The sequence below is a fragment of the Aliivibrio sifiae genome, assembly GCF_002954715.1.
GTDB classification, from domain to species: Bacteria; Pseudomonadota; Gammaproteobacteria; order Enterobacterales; family Vibrionaceae; genus Aliivibrio; species Aliivibrio sifiae.
The window spans coordinates 1,087,992-1,105,705 of the sequence record NZ_MSCP01000002.1; the positions used below are offsets into that span (position 1 = coordinate 1,087,992).

At 38.2% G+C, this 17,714-nt stretch carries 11 protein-coding genes; 3 read left to right on the top strand and 8 right to left on the bottom strand.

The genetic code is table 11. The annotated features are described in order from the left end of the window. Positions 1-70: 70 nt before the first annotated feature. From BTO23_RS16085 to BTO23_RS16110, 6 genes are all read right to left on the bottom strand, one after another. Positions 71-1,012 carry a hypothetical protein gene (locus tag BTO23_RS16085; protein WP_060992965.1) on the bottom strand — a complete coding sequence of 314 codons (942 nt, stop codon included), beginning with the start codon at positions 1,010-1,012 and terminating at the stop codon, positions 71-73. After that, positions 1,009-1,989 (bottom strand): DUF2169 family type VI secretion system accessory protein, encoded by a 981-nt coding sequence (locus tag BTO23_RS16090; RefSeq protein WP_061004497.1) that lies wholly within the window; start codon positions 1,987-1,989, stop codon positions 1,009-1,011. Before BTO23_RS16090 ends, BTO23_RS16085 begins: the two co-directional genes overlap by 4 nt. After that, complete coding sequence (locus BTO23_RS16095) at positions 1,970-3,289, bottom strand: hypothetical protein (protein ID WP_061004496.1); 1,320 nt, start codon at positions 3,287-3,289, stop codon at positions 1,970-1,972. The genes BTO23_RS16090 and BTO23_RS16095 overlap by 20 nt, the downstream gene beginning before the upstream one ends. 8 nt (positions 3,290-3,297) lie before the next feature. Continuing rightward, positions 3,298-3,792, bottom strand: a complete 495-nt coding sequence (locus BTO23_RS16100) for a hypothetical protein (RefSeq protein ID WP_081092825.1) — start codon at positions 3,790-3,792, stop codon at positions 3,298-3,300. Beyond that, complete coding sequence (locus tag BTO23_RS16105; protein WP_105064017.1) at positions 3,779-5,857, bottom strand: type VI secretion system Vgr family protein; 2,079 nt, start codon at positions 5,855-5,857, stop codon at positions 3,779-3,781. Before BTO23_RS16105 ends, BTO23_RS16100 begins: the two co-directional genes overlap by 14 nt. 69 nt (positions 5,858-5,926) lie before the next feature. Continuing rightward, entirely contained in the window at positions 5,927-6,445 is a 519-nt protein-coding gene (locus tag BTO23_RS16110) for an Hcp family type VI secretion system effector (protein WP_060992961.1), read from the bottom strand. A 464-nt stretch (positions 6,446-6,909) separates the two neighbouring features. Here BTO23_RS16110 and tssH point away from each other — a divergent pair, with 464 nt between their 5' ends. Genes tssH through BTO23_RS16125 form a run of 3 tightly spaced genes read left to right on the top strand, consistent with a single transcriptional unit; the run spans position 6,910 to position 11,674 of the window. After that, positions 6,910-9,579, top strand: coding sequence for a type VI secretion system ATPase TssH (tssH, locus tag BTO23_RS16115; RefSeq protein WP_105064018.1), 2,670 nt, complete (start codon positions 6,910-6,912; stop codon positions 9,577-9,579). Beyond that, positions 9,566-11,173 carry a sigma-54-dependent Fis family transcriptional regulator gene (locus tag BTO23_RS16120; RefSeq protein WP_061004491.1) on the top strand — a complete coding sequence of 536 codons (1,608 nt, stop codon included), beginning with the start codon at positions 9,566-9,568 and terminating at the stop codon, positions 11,171-11,173. The genes tssH and BTO23_RS16120 overlap by 14 nt, the downstream gene beginning before the upstream one ends. Next, positions 11,174-11,674 (top strand): hypothetical protein, encoded by a 501-nt coding sequence (locus BTO23_RS16125; protein ID WP_061004489.1) that lies wholly within the window; start codon positions 11,174-11,176, stop codon positions 11,672-11,674. A gap of 140 nt (positions 11,675-11,814) precedes the next feature. Here BTO23_RS16125 and BTO23_RS16130 read toward each other — a convergent pair whose 3' ends face one another. Together BTO23_RS16130 and BTO23_RS16135 are read right to left on the bottom strand one after the other, a co-directional pair. After that, positions 11,815-16,620, bottom strand: a complete 4,806-nt coding sequence (locus BTO23_RS16130) for an OmpA family protein (RefSeq protein ID WP_105064019.1) — start codon at positions 16,618-16,620, stop codon at positions 11,815-11,817. Further along, positions 16,620-17,711: a TolB family protein gene (locus BTO23_RS16135; protein WP_105064020.1), complete on the bottom strand. Its 1,092-nt coding sequence runs from the start codon at positions 17,709-17,711 to the stop codon at positions 16,620-16,622. The genes BTO23_RS16130 and BTO23_RS16135 overlap by 1 nt, the downstream gene beginning before the upstream one ends. Positions 17,712-17,714 lie beyond the last annotated feature (3 nt).

Sequence of the window (17,714 nt, forward strand, 5' to 3'; positions counted from 1 at the left end):
CGAACACTATCTCTAGCCTTTTAGTTAAAGTGCCTAGAAATATAGAAAAAACGCCACCACATAAATATTATTATTTTATCGGTTTGAATATTAATAACGAACGAGTATTAAATTGATCGAACAGAAATAAACTAGCAAGAGTCTCATTGTCATGAAGATAATTCATTGATGCTATTGTTGCGATGCCAGAGGCTCCACCTAATGTTCCCCAATATTCATTGGTTAAATTTATTTCCTGCGCATTTGGCAATGCTTCACTTCTTGCTCCAATAGCAAACCCATAATCTTCAACATGAGCACGTTGGTTTGTCATATCACTATACACAACACCTAGGTTAGAGTGTGATTTACACGCTTGTCTAATTAGACGAGAACACCCTCTTCGATCTTCTGATGCTTTATCAAATCCCATATACATAAGTTGGGATTGAGGCGCTATCTTTAATGTATCTATGACATTACGTTTTGTTAATACCATCCCTGCTGCCCCTTCACTTGGGATCATACCCCACGGATTTTTCGCACTCATAACCTGTCTATTTTCAATTAAGATCTCTATCTCGCTGAGTGGACTATCAACAGCGATACATAGGACAGCATCTGGCTCATCTAAACTTTGTAAACATTCAGCCATAAATAAATTGCCTTGATGTTTACTTATAGTGATATTAGATAAATACGCACTGTATTCGCTCTCACTCAACCAGTCTCGAATATCGTGACGAGAAAGCGAAGCTGGAATAGAAAGCAGTAATGGTAATGGCTTTAATGAAATGTGTAATCGTTCTAATACCGGAACCAATACTTCAATGAGCAATTGCTTTGTTTTTTCAAATAAGTCATCCGCTTTTATATAATCAAGTTCAGCAATGGTGTATTTATCACCATCATTTTCATAGGTTGAAAAACGATCAATATCGGCTTTAGCAACGGCAATGGCAAGTTCTACATTCATGCCCGTCGATGTGGCGATTTCACTATCAAGAACAAATTGTCCATACCGTTGATTCATGATGACACTTCCTCTAGACGAGATGATGTAAGTAAATGTTCACGATCCTGACAATGAAAAGAGGCGGTATAAATCACTTCTACTCGTTTTTTATTCGCATCAATCCAAACAGTGTATATAGGCATTAGCGAGATCTCTTCTTTATCTTGAAAGGTGACTGTCGCTTGATATTTCTCTGTAGGAATTCGAAATGACAAGGCATCATCATGACAAAACCCACTCACCATTAAACGTTCTCCGCCAATAAGATAGCCTTTACATTGCTGATCGCTAGGTGCCGATTGATAGAATCGGTCATCAAAGTCAATTGGCCACAAAGGACGACGTTCTTCCTGCCATCTCTCATCAAATGTTCCTGCCCATCGACTTCGCTCAGAGAAAAAAGGAGGTAAAGGTCCAAAGCCTGCGACTTGAACTTTATTACTATTTGCTTGCCAATTTTGCCCCACATAAAATACAGAAGGCACTTTCATACTGGCCAGTTCTTCATTCGTATCGGCAATGCCTGAACCAAGACGGTTTCTCTCATCCCCTCCGATAGCGTGGGTATAATCAATGTCTCGTTCAATGAAGGGTTTTGCTGACGAAACCGTTAAACTGCCACTGTGATCTATCCATTGACGCTCACCAATAATAGTTAATGATTTATCTATATGTTCATCAATTAACAGACGGCAAGTATGGCTATTCATCGGCTTTTTTGCGTATGTTTTTGCTTTTCCATACACCAACACATCGGTATTTTTTTTATGTATTGGGAAGTCATGGTCTGAAATCATGGCAGAAAAACCAGCGTCACCAGTGTAGATAGGGTCATCATTGATAATGGCTGGTGTCTCTTCTTCTACCCAGCGTCCTTCTAACCAAACCCATGCTCTTTTCATACTTAATACCCACACCTCATGGCCTTGACGGTCACGTTGGAATCGGCCTTTTAAAGCGTATGAGTCATGTTGCTCAATATCCCAAAGCTGCATGTTTTCCTCTCAGATTAAAACGTTCTCGGACGAGATCAATATGACTAATATTATCGAGTAAACGTGATTGTTGCTGAATGCTTAATTGTGGATGCCAATGAAAATGGACACGACTTAATATACATACTTCACGCCATAACCAAGTTCGAAAATTCGCACTTATCTCTGGGCTTTTTAAGGCCTCGATTGACGAATCAAAAGATAAACGTTGACCCAATCTTAATGGATAATGACTGTCATGTTTTTCTTCATAAACCCATTGATTTAACAACGACAATGCATAATCCCAATCCATGCTACTTCCGATCGCTGATGGCAATAATGGCAAGCGCTCGCCATATACCGTAAACAATGCCTCACACCACTGCATACCTTCAATATCATCAAGTGAATTCATATAAGAGACAATATCAGCGACTAACGCGGTTTCACCAGACAGCATAAGATGAAATGGCGCATGAACATGCTGAATATCAAATTCACTAAATTCTTTTAAATTCAACAAGATTGAATAAGTAGCAATCTCTTCCGATGGTAATGAATCCGGTGAATATTGTTGGCGAAACCAAGTCGCTCTATCCTCTTTTAGCACTAATTGCTCAAATAAAGTAAGATCATAAGATCGCCCTTCATCTAACCATTCGATGCTGCTATCTACATTAGACAGTGCAAGTTGGGAGTGTAAATAAGCTTCAGGAAGAAATGACATTGATAACCAGTGCTTAATTAAAGACACGCTCACACGTTGTCTCAATACTAAACAACGAACATAATGTTCACTTGCTTTGGATTTTCCTTCCACCAACCTTGCTAATATTTTATCTAAACCAGACGTATTTGAACGAAGTAGCAATCCCATGCTTAAGCTACCATCAAGATCATCAATGATAGAAAGCCCTATCAAGGTCGTTCTTTTGTCTTCTTGTGTAAGTGATTCATCCAAACATAACCACGCCAATACTTCGGGAAACTCATCATAGATGCAATATACAAACGCAGGAGAGATACGGTGCAAGGCAACAAAAACAGATAAAAAAGACGCTAGTTGTGTTTGTAGTAGCGATAAATAATCAACATTTAAAGAAGGGTATCCTTGTTGATGAAAACGGTATTGCTGTTTAATGCAAAACGACATGCTTTCAGCCGCTAAAATGGCTTTATTTTGTAAAAACTCAATCTTAGCGGTTGAAAAATCACTTAATGCTTCTTGAGATTGTTGGATAATCGCATAGGCTGCAGCTTTATCCATATCAGATAAGGCATTTTTTACATCTTCAACTAAATAACGATATTGATTCATACATCACTCTAATTAATTGCGATCGTTGAGCCTTGAATTTTTTGGGCCTTCTCTGCTTGCGAAGTAATGTATTTCGCATTAGTAGTTACTCGCCCATCCCGACCGCTGTATCTGGTTTTTGTCTCACCGCTTTTAAGAATTAATTCATCTTCGGTTTCAATGATTAAAGATTTAGCTCTTAAAATCATCGGCTGATCATCATCTAATAATGAGAAAAAAATGTCTGTAAGCACAGGAAGAGAAAGATCACCATTAAGAAATTCAATACGACACGTCAAGCCACTTTCAATTGCTGTTTCTAATTCAGACTTTCTAAATTGTCGTCCTATTTTGGCAAGAACGGAGGTACCTAGGGCCAGACCATCAAATTCAACATAAAGACGATCACCTAATGCTGGGTGCAAAGAAATGACTTTACCAAAACGAGGAACGCAAGCTGATGATTCAGCTTGCGAAGTGTTGTCTAGAATGTCAGTAACTTCGATAGAGTTAGTTAACTGCAACCTTACCACCTTTCACTGTTACGGTACTTGAACCTTCAATAGTAATCGCATTGCCTGATAACTTAATCGTGCCATCACTGCTCATAACTAAGGATGAGCTTCCGGTTTGCAACACAATCTTACTACCACTGATAATTTGAGTTGAACCATCTGCTTTATAAGACGTATTACCTTGAACGGAGACCGTTAAGTTACCACCAACCGTTTGATTATCATCCGCAGAAACATCGCTTGTTCGTGATGCCCCTACTGATAAATTACTGTTTTCAGTAATGCTTAAGTCGTCATTTTTACCAATTGTCGTGGTGCGGTTATCACCGATATCTAATGTTGAGTTATTCGTCACCGATTGTTGTTCGTTTGCGTTGTATTTAACCGTGACATCTTGCTCTACCGTTTCGGTAAACGTGCTGTTTACTTGCGTGGTTTTATGACCTTCGATGGTTTCTTTATGATCGCCTTTAATTTCATTCGTTTGGTTACGATCTACAGTTAAAAATTCATCCTGCCCAATGGTTCTAAAACGATTATTAAGCACTTTTGTCGACATGTCTTTTTGAGCATGAATATGAACCTCTTCTTGATTGGCTTCATCTTCAAAACTCAGTTCGTTATAACCGGTTCCCTTGTGGGTTTGCGTTCTAAATGTTGTGCGTGTTTTATTCTCTGGCAAAGAATATGGAGGATAATGCAATCCATTATAAACCGCCCCTGTCACTAATGGACGATCTGGGTCCCCTTCTAAAAAGGCCACCACTACTTCATGTCCGATACGAGGCAAATACACAGCCCCCCATGTTGGCGCTGCCATTGATTGACTTACGCGGATCCAGCAACCAGAGTTTTCATCATTATTACCATAACGATCCCAATGGAATTGGACCTTAATACGACCTAATTTATCTGTGTAAATCTCTTCACCATTAGGACCAACAACTACGGCGGTTTGAGGGCCATCAACAATTGGCGCAGGGAGCTTAGGCGCTTTAAATTCAATATCACGTGGTAAACAACTAAATTGGTTTTGATACGTGGTAGGCATGCCACTGGCTTCATCTTCATGCACTTGCGGATCATAACCACTGTGTGTCACAGACAAAATAGTATAATCACGATTTAGTGCCGTTCTCGGATGCTTATTTAATATAAAACTATACCCAGGAGTTAAACGCATAACGCTACTGACCGCTTCAATCTGATGATTATCTACCACACTTTCAGCCATTAATTCATCAGAACGAATTTGCCCTTGGCTTGGCTCTACATAACGCCCAGGGAAATCAAAATAAGCGAGATCATTATCGATCAAACCCGTCGTGCCCATTTTTTGAGGAATACGAGGTTGCTCATAATTGTAATCAGTATAAGTAACTTGACCAGTACGAACGCGATTCACGGATTCTAATTCAAAAATATGCTCTCTATCTGCATTGCCCCCACCTTCGGCCTGATAAATAATTGGACCGACATAAGAAGAATTTGAAGGAGTATTAACAAGATCTCCAATGGCATCATTTTTATCCACAATAACCATGGTATGGTTCGCGCTAGAATGCTCAAAGTAATACCATAATCCATGTTCTGCTAACAATCGTTGGACAAACTGGCAATCACTTTCTCTGTATTGAAGAATATACTCTTTAGGTGAATACATTCCTGATGTATCAAAGCGGTAATCAGTCACTGAAGCTTCATCAAGCACCTCTGTAACGATATTAATAACAGACTTATCTTGGAAAATACGACAATCTTGACGCTGCGTTAAAAACCATAATTGTGGAACTAGAACAACCTGATAGCGCGAAAAGCGACGTCCTTCACCCAAGTAACGAACTTCATTAACCACACCATGAAATTGACGAGCAACCCCAACCCCTTGACCAAACACATTAAGAAGTGCAGGTTTTCTAATTAACTCATCAAACGTAATATCTGCATCAAGTGAAAGTAATGATAGGTTGATGTGAAAAGGCTTAGATAACTCTTCAACTACATTAAAGCTTTCGACACGAAATTCATGCTCTGTTCCAAGGATTTCAAACTTAAATTCTATCTCACTAACCATATCTTTTACCTGATACTAATATGAAAAGAGGGCCAACAATGTGGCCCTAACTATTTAACGCAAAGACTATTAAGCTTCGCGTGGAGTACGCCAGTCATCATTACCAGCAGTACCACATGTTTCGTGAGTCACTTCAATTGCACGGTAAGTGAACTTAAGAACTTCTTCAGTAACACGATCAGAAGTAGCAGCATCTTGGCAATGAGCCATACGAGTTTGCATATCAACTAATAGTGCATCAATCAGTTTGATTGTGTAGTAATGCTCTTGCTTACCAGACGTAGAAGTACGGTAGAAGTTAATGCTACATTCAGGCAGTTTCTCGCCAGAGACTAAAGCGTTAAATAGTAGTGGAGAACAACGGTCTTGTTGTTTAGTTACGATCACTGGACGGTGAACACGTTGACCAGTAGGTTGACCACTTTGTGGATCACGTGGAACTGTTAATACGTGATCAAGTTCTTGAACTAGGAACTCATCAACGTGAGCTTCCTGCCATGTATTACCAACTGAATCTGCAGAGTATGCATCTTTAGTAATATCGCCTTGAGTTTGACCTTTAATTGACATATATGCTGGAGTTGGCATTCTATTATCCTTTCATTGTTTATATATAAGAGTATTTAATTTCACCAAATCGTTTATCACTACGATTGTAATGTACATATAGCAACAGACATGCCAACTTTTAATTCACTTAAAATCAATAACTTACAAAAACTTGATATTTAAAATCAATTTATTGATCCAATTTCTTGTTTATTTCAACAATAAATTGGATGACAAAAATCATTGTATCCTCATATACTAATAATGGTAGTTAATATAAAACACAAATAACAAAAAAGTCATAATGACATGCATTATAGTGATAATAACTATTATAAAAATCAGAATAACTAAAACCACCAATTAATAATGATAATAATAAAGTCATATACCTATATTTCATCTAAAACACAGTGTTATAAATAGCATTCTAAAAAAAAGATATTTTTATATTTAGTATACTCGGCTCAATTTTTCACATTGGCTAAAGATAGATACTACTCATGATAAATATAAATCTCTCCTCTTTAATACAACGTCTACACCCTATCACTAAAGTGGCTTTAGAAGATGCAGCAGCTCTTGCTGTTTCTGAGCGAGCATCAGAAGTTCAAATTGAGCATTTTCTATTAAGCTTATTAGAACGCCCAAACAGTGATTTTGACCAGTTACTTTCTCACTTTGATTGTTCAGAAAATCTTTTACGACAGAGTATTAAATCAAGTTTAGAGAGCAATCATCAAAATCATGGTGGTAAACCTGTTTTCTCTGCAATGCTGATTGAATGGTTACAAGAAGCTTGGCTTGTTTCTTCTCTTGATCTATCTGAAACGAAAATCCGTTCTGGTGCATTATTACTTACTTTAATCAGTAACCCATTACGATACGGGCAACACAGTTATTCCTCATTATTAGAAAATATTAACCCTGAAACCTTAAAACGAAACTTTGCCGAGCTAACATCACAATCGCTTGAATCTCAAGTCGCAACATCAGAGCAAACACATGCACGTGAAGATGGGTCTGCATTAAGTCAATTTACAACCGATTTTACTGGTAAAGCACGTAAAGGTGAGATTGATCCCGTATTTTGCCGTGATCAAGAGATCCGTCAAATCATAGATATTTTAGCTCGTCGCCGTAAAAATAATCCGATTGCCGTTGGTGAACCTGGCGTAGGTAAAACGGCGGTTGTTGAAGGTTTAGCACTTAAAATCGTACAAGGTGAAGTACCTGATTGTCTAAAAGGCGTAGAGCTTTACGGTTTAGACATGGGATTACTGCAAGCAGGTGCAAGTGTAAAAGGTGAATTTGAAAAACGCCTAAACGCCGTACTTGATGAAGTAAAAAACTCACCTACTCCGATTATTCTTTTCATTGATGAAGCACATACCCTTGTTGGTGGCGGTAATCAAGCAGGTGGAAGTGATGCTGCAAACTTACTAAAACCAGCATTAGCCCGTGGCGAAGTAAAAACTATCGCAGCAACAACATGGTCTGAATACAAAAAATACTTTGAAAAAGACCCTGCGCTCGCTCGCCGATTCCAACTTGTTAAATTAGATGAACCGTCAACAGAACAAGCCGCTTTAATCATTCGTGGTTTACGCTCTGTTTATGAAAAATCACACAGCGTTTATGTTCGTGATGATGCAATCACAGCAGCCGCAATGCTATCAGACCGTTACATTTCAGGTCGCCAATTGCCAGATAAAGCCATTGATGTACTTGATACCGCGTGTGCTCGTGTAAATATCAGTTTAAATGCGGTACCCGCTCCGATTGAAACGTTACAACAAGAGATTGCCGCGCTAACTCGTGAGCTTGAAGCTCTTAAACGAGATCAATTACAACAAACAGGTGATAGACATGCTTTAGCAGCAATTCCTGAGTTACAAGAACGCATGGATGAAGCGCTAGAAGAACAAGCTGTGTTACAACACCAATGGAAAAAAGAACAAGCCTTTATTTATGAAATGATTGAACTTCGTGCACACCTTCAATCATTAACCTCTGAAGAATCAGCAGGTACGAATGAAAAGTCAGAAGCATCAGAAGACGATTTACCTAACTGCCATCACTTTACTGAAGAAGAAACTCGCCAAGCAATCCATACTTGTAATGAGCAACTAGAAAGCGTGCGTGGTGCCCACCCTCTTGTTCATTTTGAAGTGGGGCCAGATGAGATCAGTCACGTAATTTCTGATTGGACAGGGATCCCAATGGGAAAAATGTTACAAGACGAAGCACAAACTACCTTAAACCTACAATCAGCGTTAACAGAAAGTATTAAAGGCCAACCTTTTGCAATTCAAGCGCTGACAGAAGGATTACAAACAGCAAAAGCAGGATTAGTTAATCCTGATGCTCCAACTGGTGTTTTCTTATTAGTTGGCCCAAGTGGCGTAGGTAAAACAGAAACGGCTCGTGCCATTGCCGATCAAATGTTCGGTGGCGAACGTTTCATGACAACAATCAACATGTCTGAGTTCCAAGAAAAACACACAGTATCTCGCTTAATAGGTTCTCCTCCAGGTTATGTTGGCTACGGTGAAGGCGGCATGTTAACGGAAGCTGTACGTCAGCGTCCTTACTCTGTTGTTCTTTTAGATGAAGTTGAAAAAGCCGATCCAGAAGTACTGAATTTGTTCTATCAAGTATTTGATAAAGGAACATTAAATGATGGTGAAGGCCGTACTATCGACTTTAAAAACACGCTTATCATCATGACAAGTAACTTAGCAACACATGAAATTGAATCTCTCGTTCAACAATCAAAAGACATTGACGCAAACATTGTTGCCGAGGCCATTCGCCCAACTCTGAACAATCACTTTAAACCAGCTCTATTAGCACGTATGAATGTATTGCCGTTCTTGCCTCTCAATGATGAAGCAATGACAGACATTATCATACATAAACTTAATAAAGTGTCTAAGCGTTTAGAAAAGCATCATAAATTGGCACTCACTTATAACGATGAGCTAGTTTCATTCATTCTTGCAAATTGTCGCTTAGCTGAAACTGGGGCTCGTAATATTGATGCCGTTATCAACCGTCAATTATTGCCTCAACTTTCAACTCAACTTTTAGCTCACGATAAAGATGAAGCGCATACACAAATCATCATTTCTATTGATGATCAAGGAACCTTAGGTTATGTCTTTAGCTAAGCCAGACAACCTAAATAATGCCCTACTTGCGATTAGTCAGTCTCTGGCTGATCGCAGCCAATTAGCGTTAACTCTTGACGCTATTTTGGCAGCGGCACGTCAGCTTACTTTTGCTGACCACGGTATTATTTACGTATTAGACCAAACGGGACAAGCACTTATCCCAAGTGTTGTTCATCATAACGAGCAAATATTAGCAGATCATCCTTGGTTACCTTTAACGCTAGAATCAACCAATGAAACAGATCCCTTTAATTATGCGATTCGTAATGGTGAAGTGGTTCTGATTAACGAACTCTATCAATATAATGGTTATCATTGTGATGATGTTTACCAATCTGAGACCGTTTTAAATCGAAAAAGCCAAAATCTATTAGCGTGGCCTCTCATCGATAACGAACGAAAAACCGTCGGGCTGTTGGTATTATTCAATTTAAACGCTATTGATGATGAAGCAAGTTTAACCGCATTTTGTCAAATGGCAGCAACCAGTATTCGCCAAGCAGTTTGGCTTGAAACTTATGGCTATATGATCAAGGAACTGTCTAAAGATAATGCTAGCCTTGTTCGAGAAAACAATCAGTTAAAACAGCGAAAACAAAGCCAATATAATGGTCCTATTGCTGAAAGTGATGTAATGATTAATGCTTTAGACCGATTAAATAAAGTACTAACTCTTCCTGTTGATATACTTATTCGTGGTGAAACAGGCGTAGGTAAAGAAGTGATCGCTCAATATATTCACGATAATTCAGATCGCTCGCAGCAACCATTGATTGTACAAAACTGCGCAGCCATTCCTGAACAATTATTAGAGTCAGAGCTTTTTGGTCATAAAAAAGGCGCATTTACCGGCGCAGACAAAGATAAAGTTGGACTATTTGAAGCCGCTAATGGTGGAACCCTTTTCTTGGATGAAATTGGCGACATGCCATTGTTATTACAGGCAAAATTATTACGAGTACTGCAAGAGCGTAAGTTTAGACCTCTTGGTGCTAATAAGGAAATTGCAGTAGATGTAAGAGTATTAGCAGCAACACATGCCAATTTAATGGATAAAATTAAAAAGAATGAGTTTAGAGCCGATTTATTCTATCGTTTAAACGTCTTTCCAATCACCATTCCACCGCTAAAAGAACGACAAGCCGATATTATTCCTCTTTCTGAACACTTCATTAAACAGATCAGCGAGAGCATGAATATCGAGCCACCAGTTCTTAATAAACAAGTACGTAAACAGTTATTAGAGTATTCCTACCCTGGTAATGTTCGAGAGCTTAAAAACATCGTAGAACGCTCTGTTTTCTTATCTGATTTTGAAACTATTGCATCAATTGAATTCGGAGAAAACGACCAAATTCAAACTGAAGAAATCATAGAATCAACACGAATAGAGTTACCTTCTGAAGACGATATTGAAGGCATGAACTCTCTCAAAAATATCGTCGGTAATTATGAAAAAAACATCCTGATTGAATGTTTAAATACGTATAACTGGCAAACAAAACGGGTGGCGGAGTATCTTGCTCTTCCATTAAGTACCCTTAACCACAAAATGAAAAAACACAATATTTCATCCGAGCATACACACTAAATGAAACCATATTTGTTACTTATTCCAGCAGTACTTGTTACTGCTGGATGCTCAAACCCAGAGCATACCGCTGATCCACTAGCACCATATAAAAATATTCATTTCATAGGAAATAAGACGCAAAGTATAGGTTCATTTAATTACCTAGCAAAAGATAATAATGGCTACATCGATAAAGAAGTTATTGTTTACTTTAACAAAATGCCTTTTACCAAAACATTCGACTTATGTGCTGACCAAGGGGTTTATATTGCTAATTGCCAGAGTAAGATAACCATCTCTAAAACTAAAAATAAAGGCCTTATTTTTAGTTACGATTTAAATTTCTATAATGGCAATTATCCAGCAAGAGTTGGGAATATGAACATATTGCTCCCAAGTACGACAACAAGAAAAATGGACAATATGACTCAGTATACCTCTGCAGAGTTTAGTGAAGAGCAATTCTTAACAGCAGATAAATTAGAGGAAGCTACGTTTATTTCAATAAAGCCTTCTTAATATAAGTAATACCAATCGTAGTAAATAACTGATCATCCTAGCTAGTTAAAATGCTCGGTAACTGCGTTGAAATTTTTGATTGTAGAATAATGTCTATAGACAATAAAAAACCGCCATCAAGCGGTTTTTTTATTCTTAAATTAACTTATACCTTGATCTGATGGCGCCGATCGAGTTTCAGCCTTATCTTTTATCCAATCTTTCAACCATTTTTTCGGCTCTTCTTTATCTTCATTCAGTTCTTTCCATTTAGCTTGTGCTGATATATCTAAGCTAGCGGATTTATCTCCCTCTTGAGTCCAAGGTAAATCATTGCCATAAAAACGCTTACTTTTTGGTAGTTTGATCGCTAATGGAGAACCTGAAAAATATTTACTCTCTCCCTTATCAATACCTTCTTGGTATAATCCAAAAAGACGTAATTCAGAAGAGTAAATCTCATCGCTCTTATCACCCAATATCGGTCCAAATGGTCTTAATCCTTTGACCTTTTTGCCTGTTGGCGAGATATAATCCAAATCAAACTTTATTACATACAGCTTTTTAGATCCTATCTGATTGAGAAAAAGTTCAGGTGCTTGCATAACTTCTTTGACAACCATAGAAGAAAAGGCTAATAACTCACTCTTATATTTCCCATCTATATTTAATTCAGCTTCTTTCGTTTTAATATCACTGTAAGCAGGCTGAGAAGAGTGATAGCCATAATTGATCTTATAGCTAATATCCATTACATGATGAAGAGAGCTAAAGTAACTTGGTCCTTTTGAATTAGACTTTTTAAATGTTGAGTGTTGCTCTTCAATACTTAACTTTAGCTGCATTGTGATCTTATCAAGATTGAAACCAATACTCTTGTAATCTTCACGGTTATCTTTATCTGCAAGCAAAGCCACATAAATCGATGTAGGTTGCTCTTTACTCCAATCAAACTGTTGAGAATTAATTAGCTTTTGTTTATCAAACCATTCAAATTTATTCCCTATGTTTAATGCAGCAAGCGATGTGATATTTCCTTCTATATAGGGCTTTTTACCTGTTCCTTTACTGGCTTCATTAGCTTTAACGAAACTCTCAACAAGTAAATCAGCTTCATTAATTACCGCACTTTGATTACCTAACCCATCAAAGAGATACAGAGGTTTAGTTGATGTATCAACACTTCCATAGGTATTGTTGTCATCAATGCCATAGTGAATATTGCTCATATCGTAAAGCACGCCACCAACGTCCAGTTTTTCTATCGAAACTTTATGCTGATTCAGCTTAAAGAAATACGACAGAGCTTTGTATTTACCATCTTGTTTCCATGTATCAAAATTTTCATACCAATAACCAGAAAATAGAGGTTTAAGACCGGGGATTTCATACTCACCAAACCAATAGGTTGGTTCAAATTCAACAGCGGTTAACGTTTGTGTTCCTTCTTTATTCGCAGCATAGTTATCGCCTAATTGCTGTGTGTAATATGAAATCAATTCTTTATCTGATGACCCGCACACGGTTAAATCAGACACTTCTTTTGCTGATAACAAGACTTGATATTGAGGGCCATCAACATCAAGCCAACCACGATCACAACCATAACTTAATGTTGCTTTAAAGAATTTCTTCGCATCTTCTGAAGCGTCTTTGGTTAATACAACTTGCAACTTAACACGAGTAAATGGCGTGATACGGTTCGTTTTATTTGGTTCTTTCCACTCTGAATAAGGCATCCATGATTTATCATCATCTCGATCGTTAAGCACCAATAAACGACTAAAACCAATATCGTCTGATTTTACATCTTGAGCGGTATTGTTAAACAACTTAGCAAAATCGACAAAACCATTCTCTTTGTCATCCATATACAAACTGGTTTGCACAGGGAACCCGGTATTAAACGTACCTTGAATTTTAGCTCGTTTAACTAAATGTTTCGTTGCTTCATCCAACGTTGCTTTCTTATTCTTATTGGCATATTCCACAAAGAAAGAACGTGCTTGTGATGCGCCAGTTTTATCATCTCTCACTCGGTTCAGCCAATTCTGAGCCATGGTATTGTAAGATGACTGAGGGGCTTCCCAATTATCATTAAGAATATAAGTTTCTATGTAGTCTTGAACTCGATCGCTTATGAGTTCTTTTTTATAATCACTATTTGAGCTGCTCCCTAGTGATATTCTGGCAAACAATTCAATTAAACCATTTAACGCTAAAGCTCGAAGTAAGAAACGTTTTTGTAATTCTTCTGATGTTTTATTCGCCTTTAGAAACGCTTCTACCTCTTCTTTTTTTGTTAACTGCTGTTCGATTTTTACCTTAAATCCACGATACTGTTGCAATACTTCAATGTGAATTTTACCTAACTGGTTTAGCTCATTAACGTTCTTATATTTGGCTTTAAAATCCTTATAAGCCCCTTCTGTTAATATTGAATCTAAAAAGCTTAACCCACTGTCTGCAATAGTAGCCCCCTCTTTAATTAACAGAACCCCAGCCGCGACAGGGGCGATAGGCGTTAACATTGCTACCCCCATTAAAGAGTTGAATACTGCTGACACTTGCTCTTTTTGATTATTATCTAACCCTACATCAATCGCCTGTTTTGCTTGGCGAACTTTCTCTAAGTCAATCATACCCGTTCGGCTAGGAGGTAAAGCCAATGAGTACGTTGGAGGCAATAGACTGATTTCAACACGTCGATCTTCTGCTAACGCTGAATCGTCCCCAGTTTCACTCATAGCAACTTTGACGTTGGAGGCACTTATTGGTTGAGTGTTGCCATGTGACAAAGTAATAATACGCTCAGATAATGTTTTATCTTCTTTCGCTTTATCTAAAATCACCTGTTCAATTTGCTTCGCGCGATCCTCAGCAATCGTTTTATTCGCCTTATCACTGCCAATTAGCCCTGCGTGCCCATCGATTTGAATTCGATAGTCTGGGTGTATTTTGAGTAGCTCAGCAATTTTCTCACAAACTTTATCAATATCACTGCGTAATGTCGTACCTGTATTTGGTAACTCCGACGAATTAAATTTGAAGTTAATATGAATAATCGCACGAGTACCTTGCGTAATAATACGAGCTATTTGCTCCTTACCGTCATTATTCAAAATCTTAGTGGCATCTGAAAGCTGCTTAGCCCAGTCCGCCTCTGCTTTTACCATCACAATTTTTTGCAAATAATCAGTGGTTGCACCATCAAAGTCTTCTTGTGCTTCATCCGATTTTTTCTCTAGCTTTCCTTGTTTATCTACTAGCTGATAAAAATCATACATACTGCCAATACTGTCTACAATAGGTAAGCCTTTAGCCAATTTTGTATAGGCACTTCCCTCAAACCAACTTGCCGCAAGGTTTCGAGTACTAACGGATGCCCCGTGCTCTTGAAAGTTTTCTTTCATCTCTTTTAGCGCATTCTGCATAAACGTTTTATTAGCAAAACCTTTACGCACCGCTCTTTCTAAAGTTTGCGAGGCAGTTAAATTAAATCGTTGTACTCTTTCGGTGAGCTTAACTGCATCGGTAAACGCATCACGCGCCTCTTTGACCGATTGCAACCCAAATAAGAAACTAGCCCCAGCAGTAAGCGGCTCTGGTAAAACACCCTCAACGGTTAACTTACCCCAAATGTTTTTTGCCACACTAGTTGCAATTTGTTGGCTAGATAAATCACCAAATACACCAATGCCTTTTGTCGCAAAACCTTGGGCGTAAGATTGCGCGGTTTTTTGTACTGCGGATGCTACACCAAGCGTGGCTACACCAGTGCCTTTTAACGCCACTGTATTTCCTTGCTGTGTCATAAAATCAGAATAGCTAGGTAGTGCCGTTGGGTATTGATAAATTAAGCACTCTTCAAGAGAGATTAAATCACCGCATACCATCGCCAACTTACCAAAACCGCTTATCGGTTTAAAAGTGACTTTTTCATGCAGATCATAAGTATAGACGTCTTGTATCCTTCCACTCTCTGGATGCTTATCATTCGCTTTAAATTTTAATTGCCCTTGCTTTACTGAATCAGGAAAAATAGCGTCTATTCCTTCTTCTAATATTTCTTTTTGCTTATCTAAATAGTCTTTTACCCAAAAGCTTGTTCGCAGTAAAAAATAACCATCATCAATTAATGTAGGATCAAAATTAAACACTACGCTCGGTAGTGTAGCTTTAGCTTCATCTGTTTTTTCTTGGTTAGGGTTAGGCTTAGTGATAAAACTCGTAGCCAAAACATCCTCAGCTTCACCTGAATTGTCTTGTTTAGGTTTCACTTGAATAAGAGAAACCTCTGCCCCCACATACAAATCACTGCTGAACACCACCCCAAGCGAGTGAAAAACAGGAGTAATAATGCCTTGAATTTCTGTTACTTCACTCGCTATAATTTTGTTATACCAAGCCTTGTAGTCATTCTGCTCATCTGTCAGCGGTTTTTTATAGGGTTCAGCTAACTGGCTAACTTTGATTTTACTGATAGTAAATTCAATTAATTTAGAATATTTTTCTTCCGTTTTTAATTTATTGGAATAAATATCTTTTAGTGAATCGTTTAACGCTTTAACGCTGGTGTGTGTTTCAGCCAGTTGTCCAATCACATTTAATGGCGGAAACATTAATGAATATGGTTTATCTAAATTTAATTCACTAACCGTTAATGCCTGCTTATGACGTAAAAAGGTTTGTTTTTTTGCTATGGTTTCAGGGGCTGCATTCTCATCAAAATAACCCAGCTGACATAATAAACCGTCTTTATTCGTTCCCCATAATACTGGCTTTTCAGTATCATGAACCAAAACAGGCGTAAAAGGGATTGGGCGAACATTGCGTAAATCATTAGCCTCGGTTAAATCAGATGATTGGTGCCAAGTTCTAAACTCTTTTGTTCGTCCATTATCATGAAGGTCAAAATATGCACCTAAGAGGTAAACACCATGATCATAAGTCTTTAAAGCAGACATTACTTGCCCTCCTTGAACCATAAACCATTATTTGCTAATCCATTATAAAGGATCCCTTCTCCTGACATGGCACCATGTGAGAAAGCACTCCATGACCACACTTTATCCTCGATACGATCAACAATAGTGACATAAGTCATTTTACTAAGGGCACTATAATGAGCATCTTTGCCTAAAATTTGAGCAGGAACAAAACCATCAACCATTTGTTTTACGGTTCCTTTTTCTATATCAAAAAAGAAACCAAAAGAAGGGTTGGATCCCCAAGCGTAACGACCTTCTGGATCAATAGAACTTATATCCAATGAACGCTCATTCATTGACAGTGAACGATCGACACCAATCCAATTGATCTCTTCATTAGTATTCGCATCTTCAATCAAAACGCCAAAATCTAAAACAGTCGTTCGCTTTCCTCCAAAGTTAACTGCTGTGGTTCTTACATCGAAATCAATCTCACTAATTTCACCAGTCTCAGAATCCCAACGAGAATAACGATTACGATATCTCTCATGATACAAATAGCGGCTGTCCTCAGACCAAAGCATATCAAGTGGAGAGGTAGTCTTCTGTACAACTGTCACTTTACCTGTTTTTAAATCATACACACTTTTATGACCACCAGAGCCAGCCCAAGCGACGTAACGATTATTTGGCGAACGAGTTAAATTTCGCACCGCAGTTAAATCTATGGTTGCATCCGTCACCAAGCGTAAATCTGTTCCGTCGGTTTTCATGCTCCAAATTTTAAGTCCGCTCTCATATTCATCTTTTGAGCTTGAGTTCGCCCACGCAAATTGAAAACGCGGTAAATCGTATGAGCTGGCATCATTAAGATCTTCTTTTGGCCACTCTTTGGCTTTTTCAACAAAGTAACGTGGAAAGTCTTGATACATTACTTTTAATTCTTTTTTTCGCCCAAACGCCGCATGTTCACTGCTTTCCATGATGTAATAGTTATGCTCACCCACATAGGTGCGATCTGGGTGTTGCTCTGCTCTTAATTGAGCCGCTTCTGCTGCCACACTTTCAGGGTCATTGCACCCCAGTAAAGTGATGCTAAATAGTGCAAGTAATAGTATTTTTTTCATTGT